Origin of the sequence: Pseudomonas sp. Ps21-P2 (assembly GCF_039672565.1) — a bacterium.
GTDB lineage: Bacteria > Pseudomonadota > Gammaproteobacteria > Pseudomonadales > Pseudomonadaceae > Aquipseudomonas.
This window is the reverse complement of the sequence record NZ_JBDFPL010000002.1, coordinates 208,066-222,539: the sequence shown is the minus strand read 5'-3', so window position 1 is coordinate 222,539 and position 14,474 is coordinate 208,066. Positions and strand designations below refer to the sequence as shown.

11 protein-coding genes and 2 pseudogenes are annotated in these 14,474 nt (G+C 59.0%); 4 read left to right on the top strand and 9 right to left on the bottom strand.

Annotated elements, in window-relative coordinates:
* Window positions 1-111: 111 nt before the first annotated feature.
* Entirely contained in the window at window positions 112-405 is a 294-nt protein-coding gene (locus ABEH28_RS04930) for a hypothetical protein (protein WP_122535324.1), read from the bottom strand.
* 197 nt (window positions 406-602) lie between these two features.
* On the opposite strand from ABEH28_RS04930, the gene pbpC reads away from it, so the two are divergent.
* Window positions 603-2,915 carry a peptidoglycan glycosyltransferase PbpC gene (gene pbpC / locus ABEH28_RS04925; RefSeq protein ID WP_244655965.1) on the top strand — a complete coding sequence of 771 codons (2,313 nt, stop codon included), beginning with the start codon at window positions 603-605 and terminating at the stop codon, window positions 2,913-2,915.
* A gap of 491 nt (window positions 2,916-3,406) precedes the next feature.
* On the opposite strand, the gene ABEH28_RS04920 is transcribed toward pbpC, so the two are convergent.
* From ABEH28_RS04920 to ABEH28_RS04895, 6 genes are all read right to left on the bottom strand, one after another.
* Window positions 3,407-3,976: a DUF4136 domain-containing protein gene (locus tag ABEH28_RS04920; RefSeq protein ID WP_346629287.1), complete on the bottom strand. Its 570-nt coding sequence runs from the start codon at window positions 3,974-3,976 to the stop codon at window positions 3,407-3,409.
* 42 nt (window positions 3,977-4,018) lie between these two features.
* Window positions 4,019-4,648: a DUF4136 domain-containing protein gene (locus tag ABEH28_RS04915; RefSeq protein ID WP_237251955.1), complete on the bottom strand. Its 630-nt coding sequence runs from the start codon at window positions 4,646-4,648 to the stop codon at window positions 4,019-4,021.
* A 48-nt stretch (window positions 4,649-4,696) separates the two neighbouring features.
* Entirely contained in the window at window positions 4,697-5,446 is a 750-nt protein-coding gene (locus ABEH28_RS04910; protein WP_346629286.1) for a methyltransferase domain-containing protein, read from the bottom strand.
* On the bottom strand, window positions 5,443-5,748 hold the full coding sequence (locus ABEH28_RS04905; protein ID WP_192173421.1) for a MazG-like family protein: 306 nt from the start codon (window positions 5,746-5,748) through the stop codon (window positions 5,443-5,445). Before ABEH28_RS04905 ends, ABEH28_RS04910 begins: the two co-directional genes overlap by 4 nt.
* A gap of 215 nt (window positions 5,749-5,963) precedes the next feature.
* Window positions 5,964-6,821 (bottom strand): MaoC/PaaZ C-terminal domain-containing protein, encoded by an 858-nt coding sequence (locus tag ABEH28_RS04900; protein ID WP_346629285.1) that lies wholly within the window; start codon window positions 6,819-6,821, stop codon window positions 5,964-5,966.
* A gap of 87 nt (window positions 6,822-6,908) precedes the next feature.
* Complete coding sequence (locus ABEH28_RS04895) at window positions 6,909-8,264, bottom strand: 3-oxoacyl-ACP reductase (protein ID WP_346629284.1); 1,356 nt, start codon at window positions 8,262-8,264, stop codon at window positions 6,909-6,911.
* A gap of 199 nt (window positions 8,265-8,463) precedes the next feature.
* On the opposite strand from ABEH28_RS04895, the gene ABEH28_RS04890 reads away from it, so the two are divergent.
* Both ABEH28_RS04890 and ABEH28_RS04885 read left to right on the top strand, forming a co-directional pair.
* Window positions 8,464-9,741 carry an acetyl-CoA C-acetyltransferase gene (locus tag ABEH28_RS04890; RefSeq protein WP_346629283.1) on the top strand — a complete coding sequence of 426 codons (1,278 nt, stop codon included), beginning with the start codon at window positions 8,464-8,466 and terminating at the stop codon, window positions 9,739-9,741.
* A 939-nt stretch (window positions 9,742-10,680) separates the two neighbouring features.
* Window positions 10,681-10,875 (top strand): annotated as a pseudogene (locus tag ABEH28_RS04885) (AraC family ligand binding domain-containing protein); the annotation flags it as partial.
* A gap of 152 nt (window positions 10,876-11,027) precedes the next feature.
* Here ABEH28_RS04885 and ABEH28_RS04880 read toward each other — a convergent pair.
* Window positions 11,028-12,173 (bottom strand): hypothetical protein, encoded by a 1,146-nt coding sequence (locus ABEH28_RS04880; RefSeq protein ID WP_346629282.1) that lies wholly within the window; start codon window positions 12,171-12,173, stop codon window positions 11,028-11,030.
* 329 nt (window positions 12,174-12,502) lie between these two features.
* On the opposite strand from ABEH28_RS04880, the pseudogene ABEH28_RS04875 reads away from it, so the two are divergent.
* Window positions 12,503-12,874 (top strand): annotated as a pseudogene (locus tag ABEH28_RS04875) (AraC family ligand binding domain-containing protein); the annotation flags it as partial.
* A gap of 183 nt (window positions 12,875-13,057) precedes the next feature.
* On the opposite strand, the gene ABEH28_RS04870 reads toward ABEH28_RS04875, so the two are convergent.
* Window positions 13,058-14,254 (bottom strand): hypothetical protein, encoded by a 1,197-nt coding sequence (locus ABEH28_RS04870; RefSeq protein ID WP_346629281.1) that lies wholly within the window; start codon window positions 14,252-14,254, stop codon window positions 13,058-13,060.
* Window positions 14,255-14,474: the final 220 nt, after the last annotated feature.

Below are 14,474 nucleotides of genomic sequence, written 5' to 3'. Positions count from 1 at the left end.
GACGCTCTGCGTCAGGGGACGCGGAGCGTCTTGGGCTGCATTTCCGCGCGGAACGTGGGAACGATCAGCGCCGAGCGGACGATCAGCGCCGCGAGGGAACGATCAAAGCAATCAATGAATAATCCAGCTCAACAGCCACAACCCCAGAAACAGCCAGATGATCCCCATGATGATCGAGGCGCGCATGAAGGCGCGGATCGCTGAATACAGCAGCATCAGTCCGACGACCAGGGCGACGATGCTGACGATTGAAGTGTCCATGCCCAGCGTGCGCGACAGACCGTCAACGAAATTGCCGCCCGCGTGAGTGAACATGTTGAACAACCAGCTTAAGCCGTCGACGACGAAGCGGATCACGGCGCCAATCACTTGGCCGAGCCATTCGAAAACGCTTTCTACCTGCATATCTGCTTCCTGATGAGGGACGTGGACCAAAAACGGCACTGCCCGCTTTGGCTGCTGATTGTCCGGGCGAGTTCCCTGTCGGGTAAAGGCTTTCTGTGAAGATCACGCGATTATTGCCGCGAAGGAACCGCCCGGGATTCACAAGTCCATTGTGGGAGCGAGCGTGCTCGCGAATGGGACGACGGTGTACTCGCGTTTTGGCCTGGCTCATTGGCAGCCTGCTCATCGTGTGTCTGCTGCTCTGGCTCGCCGACCGGATCTGGCCGCTGCCCTTGCCCAAGGATGATCTGGCCCGCGTGGTGCTCGCCGAAGACGGCACGCCGCTGTGGCGATTCGCCGATGCCAATGGCGTCTGGCGCTACCCGGTGACGGTCGATCAGGTGTCGCCCTATTACCTCGAAGCGCTGCTGACCTACGAGGACCGTTGGTTCTATCAGCATCCCGGCGTGAACCCCATGGCGCTGGCGCGCGCCGCCTGGCAAAACCTCAGCGGCGGCCATGTGGTGTCCGGGGGCAGTACGCTGTCGATGCAGGTGGCGCGTTTGCTCGACCCCCATTCGCGCACCCTGGCGGGCAAGCTTCGTCAACTGTGGCGCACCGCGCAGCTGGAATGGCACCTGTCCAAACAGGACATTCTGGTGCTGTACCTGAATCGCGCGCCGTTTGGCGGCACGTTGCAGGGCGTCGCCGCGGCCAGTTGGGCGTATCTCGGCAAGTCCCCGCAACAACTGACCCGTGCCGACGCGGCGCTGTTGGCGGTATTGCCCCAGGCGCCGAGTCGTCTGCGCCCGGATCGTCACGCCCAACGAGCCCAGGCCGCGCGGGACAAGGTGCTGCGGCGTCTGGCTGAGTTCGGCACGTGGCCTCAGGGCGCGGTCGACGAAGCGCTGGAAGAACCGCTGCTGCTTGCGCCCCGTCAGGAACCGAGCCTGGCGCCTTTGCTGGCCCGGCGCCTGAACCGCCCGAACAGCCCGCCCCTGATCCGCACCACGCTGGACGCCGGCCTGCAGCGTCGTCTCGAAGACCTGCTGCTGGGCTGGCGCGCACGCTTGCCCGAGCGAACGTCCGCCGCGATTCTGGTGGTGGAAGCGCAGAACATGGCCGTCCGCGCGTACGTTGGCTCGGTGGACATCGGCGACGCCAAACGTTTTGGTCATGTGGACATGGTCAGCGCGCTGCGTTCCCCCGGTTCGACGCTCAAACCCTTTCTCTACGGCAAGGCCATCGACGCCGGGCTCATCCATTCCGAATCGTTGCTGCAGGACGTGCCCCGGCGCTACGGCGACTATCGTCCCGGCAATTTCTCGTCGGGGTTTAACGGCGCGGTGGCGGCGAGTTCGGCGCTGTCGATGTCGCTCAACCTGCCGGCGGTGCAGTTGCTGGAAGCCTACGGACCCAAGCGTTTCGCTGCCGAATTGCGCAACGGCGGCGTGCCGCTGACCCTGCCGCCTCTGGCCGAACCCAATCTGGCGTTGATTCTCGGCGGCGCGGGCAGCCGACTGGAGGATCTGGTGGGCGGCTACAGCGCGTTTGCGCGGGGCGGGCGCAGCGCGGACATTCGCTTGCAGCCCGATGATCGTCTGCGTGACCGACCGATGATGTCGCCGGGGGCGGCGTGGATCATCCGGCGGATTCTCAGCGGCCAGTCACGACCTGATCTCGACCCCCATGCCGAGCTTGTGCAGCGGCCGCAACTGGCCTGGAAAACCGGCACCAGCTACGGCTTTCGGGATGCGTGGTCGATTGGCGTGGGGCCAAGGTTTCTGATTGGCGTGTGGATTGGCAGGCCCGACGGGACGCCGGTGCCGGGGCAGTTCGGTCTGGCGTCGGCGGCGCCGCTGATGCTGCAGGTTCACGACCTGTTGGTGAACCGCGACGCCCAGCGCAACATCCTGCCGCCCGTGTTGCCGGTGCCGCTCAACGTTGGCGTCGCGGCGATCTGCTGGCCGCTGGGGCAGCCGATGAGCAAGAGTGATCCGAACTGCCGCCGTCAGCGTTTCGCCTGGACCCTCGACGGCACGACGCCGCCGACCTTGCAGGCGACCGATCAGCCGCTGGGATTGGGGCTCACGGAAAAAGTCTGGCTGAATGATAAGGGCCTGCGTGTCGCGGCAAGTTGTCCACAGGCTCAACCAAAAGACATTGCCCTCTGGCCGGCGCCGCTTGAGCCTTGGCTGCCGAAAACCGAGCGGCGCGAGGCGCGCTTGCCGGACATCGACCCGTCATGCCCGCCCCAGGGATTGAGCCTGGCGCCGCCGTTGTCCGTGGTGGGGGTGCGAGAGGGCGATCAGTTGCGCTTGCCGGCCGGCAGTCAGCAACTGTTGCGGCCCACGCTGTCGGCGCTGGGCGGAAGTGGCCGGCGCTGGTGGTTCATCGACGGCACGCCGGTGGGCGACACCGCCAGTCAGGACAGCTACACCCACACCTTCACGCGCTTGGGGCGATACCAACTGAGCGTGCTGGATGAAAGCGGGCAGACCGCCCGGGTGGAGTTCAGTGTGGTGGAGTGAGGCAATGCCCTGGACTCTGTCTGCGGGCGCTCAACTGGGTGCAATCCATTGTAGGAGTGAGCTTGCTCGCGAATGGGCGGTACGACCGCTAAAGATTCAGCGGCTGGAATACCGTCTTCGCGAGCAAGCTCACTCCTACGTGCGATGTATCGGCTGGGAGATAGCGCGGTGTCAGAGGACGCCGCAGATGTATCTGTTGAAGCACGGATTGTAGGAGTGAGCTTGCTCGCGAATGGGCGGTACATGCGCTAAAGATTCAGCGGCTGGAATACCGTCTTCGCGAGCAAGCTCATTCCTACATGCGATGTGTCAGCTCAGAGATAGCGCGGTGTCAGAGGACGCCGCAGATGTATCTGTTGAAGCACGGAGTGTGGGAGCGAGCTTGCTCGCGAATGGTCGGCACATCCGTTAAAGATTCAGCGGCTGAAATACCTTCTTCGCGAGCAAGCTCACTCCTACATGGACCTCACAGGCTGAGCACTGATCAACCTTCAATGCGGTGGATATTGCTGCAGAATTTGCTGCACGGTCTGGCGCAGGGCCTGCTCGCGTGCAGCAGGGTTGGTATTGCTGTCGTTGACCATCTGCTCGGTGCTGCCACGCCACACCAGCTTGCCATCCTTGCCGTCGAGCATGTCGATCTGCAGGGTCGAGACTTTGTAATCGATGTTGCGCGTCTCGGTGCCGATCGGGCCGCCCCAGTAGCCGCCCCACGGATTACCCCAATAACCGCCAGCGCCGCCATAGTTGGTAGTCACCGTCTGTTGGCGGTTCTCGACGATCAGCCATGCCTGCAGTTGAACATCCGCTTTCACGCCGGGCGCTGCCATGCGCAGGCCGCGTTGCTCCAGTTGCTCGCCGACCGCCTGGCGGATGCGCTGCTCGGTCAGATCACTTTTGATGCGCGGATCGTTAGGCTGATATTGCAAGCCGGGCTCTTTCCACGCCCAGGAGCGATAGGCGCCGAAATCCCGCTGGGCGTCGAAGTCGCGGTTGACCCGATCGGTCTGGCAGGCGGCGAGCAGCAGGGCGACACAGAGGACAGCAATGCGGCGATACATGGGTTTCTCCAGCGTGAAAACAAAACGCCAACGGGCGTGAAATCAGGACGGTGGGTAAGCCGTCAGGGCTTGTTGTACGGCCTGGCGCAGGGCTTTGGCGCGGGTTGACTGGTCGCCGCCGCTGGCGGTTTCGGCACTCGCGCTCCAGACCGGCTGGCCGCTGCGGGCATCGAACAGGCTGATGCGCACCACGACCACCTGCTCTTGATAGGTGCGCACGATCGGGACGCTGGCATAACCGCCGTAACCGTTGCGGTACCCATTACCACCGTAATAGCCCACACCTGAACCGCCGTAGTACGGATCGTAATAGTCGTCGCGCACCTGACGAATCCGGGTTTCGGCGTGGGCATCAGCCGCGACGCGCAAGTCCGCCGCCTGCGGGTTCTGCGAAGGCCGCAAACCCCGTTGATCCAGCCCGTTGCTGACGGCTTCAGCCAGCTGAGCCGAGTCAGCCCAGAGGGTGCCCGGCGGTAATTGACCGTTGAGCCAGGCCCAGTTGCGATAGCGGCCATAGTCGCGCGGCGCCGCAGGGTAGGCGCTCATGTCGATGGCATTGGCGGCCTGAGGCGGCGCCGGTGGAATGGCTGCAGACACGGCACGATAAGGATTGGGACTCTGGCAGGCGGCGAGGCCCAGGCAGAGGGAAAGCAAAGCGAGACGGCGTTTCATGAGGGTCTCCGCAGCGTGTGTTAAGCAGCGTGTATCAACCAGCGTGGGTCAGACAGCCCGGCACATCCAGTGCAGATAGCGTCCCAGTCCGGCGAAGGCCGGGTGACGACGATGGGCGAGCTCCATTTCCAGGAGATCCGCAAGATCGGCCTTGGCCTGAAACTCGACCGGCATGTAGTCATGGAAAACCCGAATGCCACTTTGGGTTTCGACTCGCCACAGGGAGCCAAGTTGCGCCGCCAGTTCGCGGGGATCAACAGGCTCCTGCGGGGTCAGGCTCTGTTTTTCGCCGGCCAGGGTGTTCTTGCGCATTTTGCGGAAGTGGCCCTTGAGCAGATTGCGATAAATCAGCGCGTCGCGGTTGTAGAAGGCCAATGACAGCCAGCCTGCGGGCTTGGTTAGCTGATGCAGTACCGGCAGAATCGTGAACGGCTCTTCCAGCCATTCCAGCACGGCATGGCAGATCACCAAGTCGTAACGCTCGGTCAGAATATCTGGCAGTGCTTGCCACGGCGCCTGAATGAAATTCGCCGTCTGCCCCGCGTCGGCAAAGCGCTGGCGGGCGCCTTCGAGCATGGGCGCCGCGGGCTCGGCCAGCGTGACGTGATGACCGCGCTCGGCCAGCCACAGCGACATGTGCCCAAGCCCGGCGCCGATGTCCAGCACGCGCAACGGACGGTCCGGCAGGCTTTCGATCAGGTCAGCTTGTAGCACCGCCAACCGGATCGCACCCTTGGCACCGCCGTAGATTTTTTCAGCGAAACGCGTCGCCAGTTGATCGAAATGACGGTCACTCATTTGCTGAACCGCCGTTCGCCGTCCGCCAGTTTCGCGCGCACCACTTCATCCATGTCCAGCCCGAGTTCGCTGCACAACAGCAGCAGGTAAAGCACGATATCCCCGACTTCCTGCCCGGCGTGGGCCAGCTCATCAGCGGGCAGCTGACGCGACTGATCCTCGGTCTTCCACTGAAAGATCTCCACCAGCTCGGCCATTTCGACGCTGGCGGCCATGGCCAGGTTTTTCGGGCTGTGAAATTGCCGCCAGTCGTTGTTGTCGCGGATGCGATGCAGGCGTTGGGTGAGTTCGTCGAGGTTCATGGGGGTCTCCTGAAGGTGCGTAGCTTCAGGGGGATAGGCGATTGACGCAAGGGGGGCGCGATGCTCCGGGACGCATGTTTTATACCCGCTACGGCGGTGCGCCGATTCCCGGCTGAAGCCGGTCCTACAGTCTGCGTACTTAGTGGGACCGGCTTTAGCCGGGAAGGCGTCAGATGTCACACCGCAAAACCACTGGCGCACGATAGGCGCAGCCATCACTCCGACGCCGGTCGCCAGCTCCCCAGCATATGCACGATCCCTTCCGCCCCTTCCAGCTTGAACTGCCCATGGGACCCCGCCGCGCTGGCCGACAACGTCACCCCGCTGGGCAGCCGTACCGGTTTATGAAACTCCACCGATATCTCCACATTCGACGCCGGCAGGTGATCTTCAAGCGCAGCCAACGCGCGGCTTTTTATCCACAGCCCGTGGGCGATCGCCTTGGGGAAACCAAACAGCTTTGCGCTGCTGTCGCTGAGGTGAATCGGGTTGTAATCACCACTGACCTTCGCGTACCGACGGCCAATGTCCGACGGCGCCGACCACGTCGCCAGTTCCGTCATCGGCAGTGGCGCGGGTTCGTAATCGCCTTCGATCTCGCCGTCCACCTGAACACCTCGGCACAGCATCGTGCTCTCTTCCTCCCACAGCAGGCCCAGCGCGTCCTCGATCTGGGTGATCAGGCTGAACGTCGCACCTTTGGCGTGGGGCTTGAGGTGGCCGACACGCACGCTGACCTGAACCTTGATCACGCTGCCAAGGGGCCGACGAATGCTGATCCGGTTATGCAGGTGGACCAATCCGAGGAGCGGGAAGGGAAAGTCCTTGTCGGTGAGCAGCTTCATCTGCAGCGGGAAAGCCAGCACATGGGGATAGGTTGGCGGCAGCAGACTGCCGGGCACGAATCCGCAGACGTGGGCAAACGCTTTCACCCTGTCCGGGTCCACCGACATCCAGCACCGCAGCCCCTGATCCGGCAATTGCGTGCCGCTGACCTTGCGCCGCAGCGCCGCTTGCATGAACAGGCCGGGAAGGGCCGGGGGCGTGTCCAGATACCGCCAGTGCACACTCATCGAGCTACTCCTGTGGTCATGCTACAGATCAGGCAGGCCTCGGATCGACGGGGCGCCTATTCAGACACTTTTTTTCTTAATGCCAGCTCAGGCGCCGAGCACGCTTTGGCCGCACACCCGCAGCACCTGGCCGCTCATTGCGCCGGAACCCGGTTGACCCAGCCACGCCACCGCTTCCGCCACGTCTTGCGGCTGGCCGCCCTGGCCCAGCGAACTCATGCGTCTGCCCGCTTCGCGCAGGGCAAAAGGCATGTGCGCCGTCATGCTGGTTTCGATAAAGCCCGGGGCCACGGCGTTGATGCTGATGCCGCGGGCTTTGAGTGTCGGCGCCATCGCTCGGGCATAACCGATCAGGCCGGCCTTGCTGGTGGTGTAGTTGGTTTGCCCACGATTGCCCGCCAGCCCGCTGATCGACGCCAGCAGAATCACGCTGCCGTTTTCGTGCAATGCGCCGCTGTCGAGCAGCGCCTGGGTCAGCACCTGAGGCGCGTTGAGATTGACGTCGAGCACCGAGTCCCAGAAGTCCGCCGGCATATTGGCCAGCGTTTTGTCCCGGGTGATGCCGGCGTTGTGCACGACGATATCGAGCCCGCCGGGGAGGTGTTCAATCAACTGAGCGGCAGCGTCCGGTGCGCAGATGTCCAGGACCAGCGCCTGCCCACCCAGACGCGCAGCCAAGGCATCCAGATCCGATTTGGCTTGGGGCACGTCCAACAGAATTACTTCGGCGCCATCACGGGCGAGGGTTTCCGCGATGGCCGCGCCGATGCCTCGGGCGGCGCCGGTCACCAGCGCTTTGCGTCCGGCCAGTGGGCGGGTCCAGTCCTGAACCTGCTGATCGCAAGCACTCAGGCGAATGACTTGACCGGAAATAAACGCGCTCTTCGGCGACAGGAAAAACCGCAGCGCGCCTTCCAGTTGACCTTCGGCGCCGTCCTCTACTTGCAGCAGCTGAACCGTGCCGCCGTTACGCATTTCCTTGGCCAGTGAGCGGCTGAAACCTTCGATGGCTTGCTGCGCGCTGGTGGCCAACGGATCGGATTGAGCATCCGGCGCGCGCGCAAGCATCACGATGTGAGCGCTGTTGTCCAGATGACGCAGGATCGGCTGGAAGAACTCACGCAACTGACTCAGCTGAGAGGTGTGCAGCAGCGTGCTGGCGTCGAACACCACGGCCTTGATCTTCGCGCTCTGCTCGGCATTCCAGGGGTGGGCGCCGGTGACTTCGCCGCCATGACTGAACAGCACATCAGTCAGACGCTGCGCAAAGGCGCTCACCCGCTCGGCCAATGGACCTGTGCTCAGCAACAGCGCGCCCTCGACCGGACGCAGACGCCCCGCCTGCCAGCGCTCCAGACGTGCGGGGGCTGGCAAACCGATGGCGCCGACCAGCTTGCGGCCGAGGTCGGAGTTGACGAAGTCAATGTAGCGATCGGATGCCATGGAACACTCTCCTTGAGTCTGGGTTCAAATCAGTTGACCGCACCGGTGGGTAATAGGTCCTACGCTGTCAGTTGGCGAACTCTGTAGGAGTGAGCGTGCTTGCGATCGCTTTTCGTCAGGCGGCACAAGAACGCCTGGCCTGCTGCGGTCGTGCTTCCGCAACCGATGCCCGCATCCAAAAAAGAGAAAGGAGATTTCGATGACTCAGACACGACGCGTGGCCATTGTCGGCGGCAACCGCATTCCGTTCGCACGCTCGAACGGCGCGTATGCCACCGCCAGCAATCAGGACATGCTGACCGCTGCGCTGGAGGGTCTGATCGAGCGCTTCAACCTGCATGGCCTGCGCATGGGCGAAGTCGCTGCCGGCGCGGTCCTCAAGCATTCCCGTGATTTCAACCTCACCCGCGAATGCGTGCTCGGCTCAAGGCTGTCGCCGCAAACCCCTGCCTACGACATTCAACAGGCTTGCGGCACCGGGCTCGAAGCGGCGCTGCTGGTGGCAAACAAAATCGCCCTCGGCCAGATCGAGTGCGGCATCGCTGGCGGCGTGGACACCACCTCAGACGCGCCCATCGGCGTCAACGAAGACCTGCGGCAGATCCTGTTGCAGGTCAATCGCAGCAAAACTACGGCTGACAAACTCAAGGCGCTGACGCAATTGCGCCTGCATAACCTCAAGCCGGAGCTGCCGCGCAACGGCGAACCCCGCACCGGTTTGTCGATGGGCCAGCACTGCGAACTTATGGCGCAGACCTGGAACATCCCCCGCGACGCGCAGGACCAACTGACGCTGGAAAGTCACCAGAAAATGGCCGCTGCTTACGCGGAGGGCTGGCAGGACGATCTGCTCACGCCGTTCCTCGGCCTGACCCGCGACAACAACCTGCGCACCGACGCGAGCCTGGAAAAACTCGCGTCGCTCAAGCCTGCTTATGAGCGCAGCGCCAAGGGCACACTGACGGCGGGTAACTCGACGCCGCTGACCGATGGCGCCTCGCTGGTGCTGCTCGCCAGCGAAGCGTGGGCGCGTGAGCGTAACTTGCCGATTCTGGCCTATTGGCGCGATGGGGAGGCTGCCGCCGTGGATTTTGTGCGTGGCAACGAAGGTCTGCTGATGGCCCCGGTCTACGCCGTCCCCCGCCTGCTGGCGCGCAACGGTTTGACGCTGCAAGACTTCGATTACTACGAAATCCACGAAGCGTTTGCCGCGCAGGTGTTGTGTACGTTGAAGGCGTGGGAAGACCCCGAATACTGCAAGACCCGTTTGGGCCTGGACGCGCCGTTGGGGTCGATTGATCGCAGCAAGCTGAACGTGAAAGGCAGCTCGTTGGCGGCGGGACATCCGTTTGCTGCGACGGGTGGGCGGATTGTGGCGAACCTGGCGAAACTGCTTAGCAAGAGGGGAGGAGGGCGTGGATTGATATCGATTTGCGCCGCGGGTGGGCAAGGCGTGACGGCCATTATCGAAACATGATGTTTTTAAAGGGTGGTTTAAAGACGCGCGATACGCCGTGTTGACTACTGTCAGAAATGACAGTACGGCCGAGGTCTATTAATCAGTCAGCCGGTAAAGCAACGGCTTGGCGGCGTATATCGCGGATGGAAATGAGCGCTATGAGGAATTGGTCTGAGGCTTAACGTGAGGGGCCTGATGTATTTAAGGATATAAATAAATCTGACCCCTACAAGACCTAGATGAATCAGACCCTTTATAAGAACCTTTTATAGGTTCTTTATTTTCTAGGTAGGTGGGTCGTCCAAGCTTTCAAGTATACCTATTACTCTAACGAAGTTAAGGTTGCTCGGTGAATCCTGGTAGACACTTGTAGATGGGAAATCCCAAACTTCTGGAGTTGGTGAGCCGCACCAGCATTTGCCATATCCCCCTCGGTCAGGTGGAAACGGAGCTCCATACAGGGTTGCAAGAACTGATATATGTCTCCGTTCTACAGGCTTAAGGTTGTGTTCTTGTGACTGTTCGACTGCTCGAGCATGAGTGGCCTGCCAAGTCTCGTATTGCCTCATAACGTAAATATTAGACACGTTAACGGTGTATCTGACGTTTTGATTAAGAGCGTCCGTTACGGTTATTGTGCTGTTGCCCCATCCTCTACCTTTGACTTTTCCTTGAGAATCCACGGAGGCATAACGTGTACTGCTTGATGAATATGTGTAAGGCGGCGTCCCCCCTGAGGCTTTTCTTACCTGAGTATTACCGGCAGTGTCACTGCCGTTTAGCGTCCACTCTGGGCTACCTCTTACATATAAGCCATCTAGAATCATCGTCGTCTGGTCAATCGTCAAAGGCTCAGGTATCGGTTTAGCAATCACAGTATAACTCTGCACTGGAAACGCCTGACGCGTTAGCCCGCCATCAAACGACATTTCGAGTATCAGTCTTAACGTCGAACCATCGGTTAGGTTTTGGACACCGACTCACCGACACGACTGGGTGCAGTTTTCCTACGCCATCAGCGGCGTGCTTGGCGTGCACACACCCCATGGCAGTTTCTTTGCGCCGCCGCAGTGGGGCGTGTGGATTCCGGCCGGGCTCGATCATGAAGTTGTCACGTCGACTCGCGCGGAGATGCGCAGCTTGTATGTACGTACAAAGGCGCAGTAGGAAGGGGACTGATTTATTCACAACGCTCCACCGTAAATTAATCGGCCCCCGTTATTTAAATAAATAAGACCGCCTTTATCGCAAAAAAGCTTAGCGTGGTTATCTCTCATCCGAAGGCTGGCGTTTTTTTAGTATCTTTATTTCATTATGATATTGTCGATTGTCATCATTGTACTGAGGAGGGGCCCCCTAAACTCAATGCGGTCTACGTTTTCTGTAAGAATCTCTACGGTCGTTGTCGACAAAGCTTCGAAAAATTGCGTTCTATTGTCTTGCGGATCGCTGCCGTAGCTTTCAATTACAGAATCTTCAGCTGTATAAAAGTCAAACGTGACGGTAGAGTAGGTTTTCTTTATGAATTCCGCCACGGTCGCCACATTATTAAAGGCAATGAACTGAAGTTTCTTCGCACCCGGCACGCCTACGATTTCAGGCCTCATCTCCGTGGCGCGGAACTCGAACTTAATGAGTGGTGTGTTCAGGAAACCTCCGCTAATCAAGCCCAGCGACTCACCGTCAAAGTTCTCAATGTCCTCACCGCCACCTTTCTGCAGCACCACTAATTCAAGCGCTGGGAACGGAATAATTGCAGCATCACTAAAATTCACTTTCAAAGGCAGATTGATCAACTTGTCATGCGGCGCTTTTTCCAAATCCGTTCTAAGGATAGAGCGAGTAATTCCGGTCCCGACCTCGGCAGTAGTCACCTTCTCCCCAGCGATAATGGGAATAGCACTGACCTGGCCCTCGTATTCAAGGTCTAACCAAACAGTCTGTCCCGCTTCAATCATTGGCCAAGGTGCCACTTTAACTTCTGCATCGCCCGTGAACGTAGCAAGATCAAGTACACCTGGTGTCGGTGGTGAGGCTTCCGTGATTTTCGCCATTTTCAAATCTCCTTCCATGAAAGGCAGCACTGTCAGCTGCAAGATGTCTGACTTCTGTCCAGCGCTCTCACCGCTAAGCGTGTATTGAATGTCGACAGTTGTTCCAAGGGCTTTGATGATGTGCGGCACCGAAACCCAGAAAGAAACAGAAGTATGGTTCTCCACCTCTATCGGAACAAAGGTGTCGTCAGCATTAAACTTCAGTGCGATCACATCCCCTGGCTTTATGGATGGGTAAGTCACCACCACTTCCAAACCCGCAGCGGTCACTTGCTTCGGCGACAGAAATTCGCCAAGCGCCACGGGAACGGTAGGTTTTGGGTAGATCGGGTTAAGCCGCTGCGGACTCGCGGATTTGCCCGTTGGCGAGTTCGCCGCTTTTTTGGGTTTAGACATGAGACGCTTCCTTGAAGGGTATCCCTTGCACGTCTTCACCCCGTCGAAACTTGAAGGCTGGTTGAGGGCTGACCGCAAGGACGTTTTAATCTCTGGCGCAGGACCATCATCAGCGCCGGACAAGCATCTGTCTGCTGTCACAAATGACAGTGCACAAATCACGTAGGCGACTCACGCGCCTGAGAACAGGGGGTATAGGCAGCTAATCGCGGAATGAGCCACGCGTAATGAAAAATCCATCTAAGGCCTGAACACCGCACTTAATCAGCCCTGCGGGTTCCCATTCGCAGCAAGCACGTAAACTGCAGCCTCTTACAGCAGGCCAGCCCATGCCCACCACCGGACACATCTCCCCGCGAAACCCCGAGACCGAGCGACAAGTCCCTTGGCTTGAAGATCTCCCGCGCCCGCTTTACGCCCGCGCCGAAAGCCTTGGCGCAGGTTCCTGGACACCGACTCACCGCCACGACTGGGTGCAGTTTTCCTACGCCATCAGCGGCGTGCTCGGCGTGCACACACCCCATGGCAGTTTCTTCGCACCGCCGCAGTGGGGCGTTTGGATTCCGGCCGGGCTCGATCATGAAGTTGTCACGTCGACCCGGGCTGAGATGCGCAGCCTTTACGTGCGCAAAGAGGATTGCGATTGGGCGCCAGATCGTTGCCGGGTGCTCGAAGTCACGCCACTCGCCAGGGACTCGATAATTTGAATAAATTCGACCCTTTTTTTACATCATTCGAAGGTCCAGGCGTACTTGAAGGTTTGCGAGAGTGCTGACCATCTGGTTCAGTCATAATCCTGTCCTTGTGATTACCGCTATCCGACGGGGCGCCGGGATATCCGGTATTTTGGACAGTCATAAATAACCCGAAGTTTGCAAGCAGCGTCACAGCTGGAGGAATGGAGTTCCCGTCGTGTCGTTAAATCTGAAATTATCTAAAAGAAATTCAGTTTCCATGGGTATGGCGTTAATGGCATAAAATCGCAGTTCTTTTATACCGGGTGCGTCAAATCTCATGGTTTTGAAATCTGACACCCCACGCTCTTGGGGGATTGTGTCGGAGTCATTGTAACAATAAACTACGCATGCTCCATCAGTCACTGCTAGGTCAAATGATACGTAAGAAGGGGTAATTCCACGGTTGAATGTAATAATTACTATGCCGCCAGTCTTAGCGGTATGCATTTTTAAATAGATGGATCCGTTTTCACTAGCGATTTCATTTGGATGACGGGTTGTGCCAAACGAAACTTTCATGTTCAAAGTGTTTAGGTCGTGGTCAAGTACTCGCGGTACGAGGTCGTTGAAATTCTCAGAGTACTCGGTTCCCCCTGCCGTGCCCAAGAGGCGCAGCTTCAGAGTCGAAAATTCCTTCGCACCCACGACTGTATCGGTTCCATCAAACTGCACCTTCAGCGGAAACGTAATTTCGCTATTATTTGCAATCTCCAGGAGTTCAGTCCTGCTGATGCCGTGTGTAATTCCCGCGGAAATGTCTGCATTCGTTACCGAATAGCTTTTAAGAATGTTCGAGGTGCCTTTGTTGCTCACCATGTCGAGCCATACGCGTTGTCCCGCGGCTATCAGAGGCCATGGCTCGATGGAAATGTCTGCATCACCGGCAAATTTAGAAAGATCTAACTCGCCCGGCGCGCCATCTGATGCTTGTTCAACTTTGGCCATTTTCAAATCTCCGTCCATAAATGGCAGCACAGTTAGCTGCAATACTTCCGACTGATTCACATCACCCTCACTGCTGACAGTCTTGTAATAGATTTCCACCGTTTCGCCTAGCGTCGGAACGATGTATGAAGCAGATATCCAGAAAGAAACCACTCTTTCATCGCCAACCTCAATTGGAACGAATGTGTCGATACGGTTAAATATGAGTGCGATTACATCGCCAGTTTTGATCGTCGGGTAAGAAACCTTTATCTCCATCCCGGCGGGGCTTACCTGCGTCGGGTCTAATACTGCATTGGTCGCTAACGTGACTAAGGGCTTAGGGTAAAACGGGTCTTGATGCCGCGGTTCGCCGGATTGTGTCGCTGTGTGGCGTAACGCATTTTTGAATTTGGACATGACAATCTTCCTTGAGGAGAGCCGTGGGTAGGTCGCTGCCCATTAAAAGATGCGCGTCGATTTGGGGCGGTAGTGAGCTTTAAATAATCGACGCAAGGTCATCATCTACCCGGCGTAAGCATCTGTCTGCTGTCACAAATGACAGTGCACAGATCACGGAGGCGTCGCAGGCGCCCGAAAACAGGAAGTTGGTAGTGGCTAACCTCGAGACCAGCCAAGC

Bases quoted from the DNA above. Each gene is read 5' to 3' on its own strand.
- ABEH28_RS04910 (WP_346629286.1), bottom strand. From the start codon at position 5,446: ATGAGTGACCGTCATTTCGATCAACTGGCGACGCGTTTCGCTGAAAAA.
- ABEH28_RS04870 (WP_346629281.1), bottom strand. From the start codon at position 14,254: ATGTCCAAATTCAAAAATGCGTTACGCCACACAGCGACACAATCCGGC.
- ABEH28_RS04900 (WP_346629285.1), bottom strand. From the start codon at position 6,821: ATGAGTGTGCACTGGCGGTATCTGGACACGCCCCCGGCCCTTCCCGGC.
- ABEH28_RS04915 (WP_237251955.1), bottom strand. From the start codon at position 4,648: ATGAAACGCCGTCTCGCTTTGCTTTCCCTCTGCCTGGGCCTCGCCGCC.
- ABEH28_RS04895 (WP_346629284.1), bottom strand. From the start codon at position 8,264: ATGGCATCCGATCGCTACATTGACTTCGTCAACTCCGACCTCGGCCGC.
- ABEH28_RS04890 (WP_346629283.1), top strand. From the start codon at position 8,464: ATGACTCAGACACGACGCGTGGCCATTGTCGGCGGCAACCGCATTCCG.
- ABEH28_RS04905 (WP_192173421.1), bottom strand. From the start codon at position 5,748: ATGAACCTCGACGAACTCACCCAACGCCTGCATCGCATCCGCGACAAC.
- ABEH28_RS04880 (WP_346629282.1), bottom strand. From the start codon at position 12,173: ATGTCTAAACCCAAAAAAGCGGCGAACTCGCCAACGGGCAAATCCGCG.
- ABEH28_RS04920 (WP_346629287.1), bottom strand. From the start codon at position 3,976: ATGTATCGCCGCATTGCTGTCCTCTGTGTCGCCCTGCTGCTCGCCGCC.
- ABEH28_RS04930 (WP_122535324.1), bottom strand. From the start codon at position 405: ATGCAGGTAGAAAGCGTTTTCGAATGGCTCGGCCAAGTGATTGGCGCC.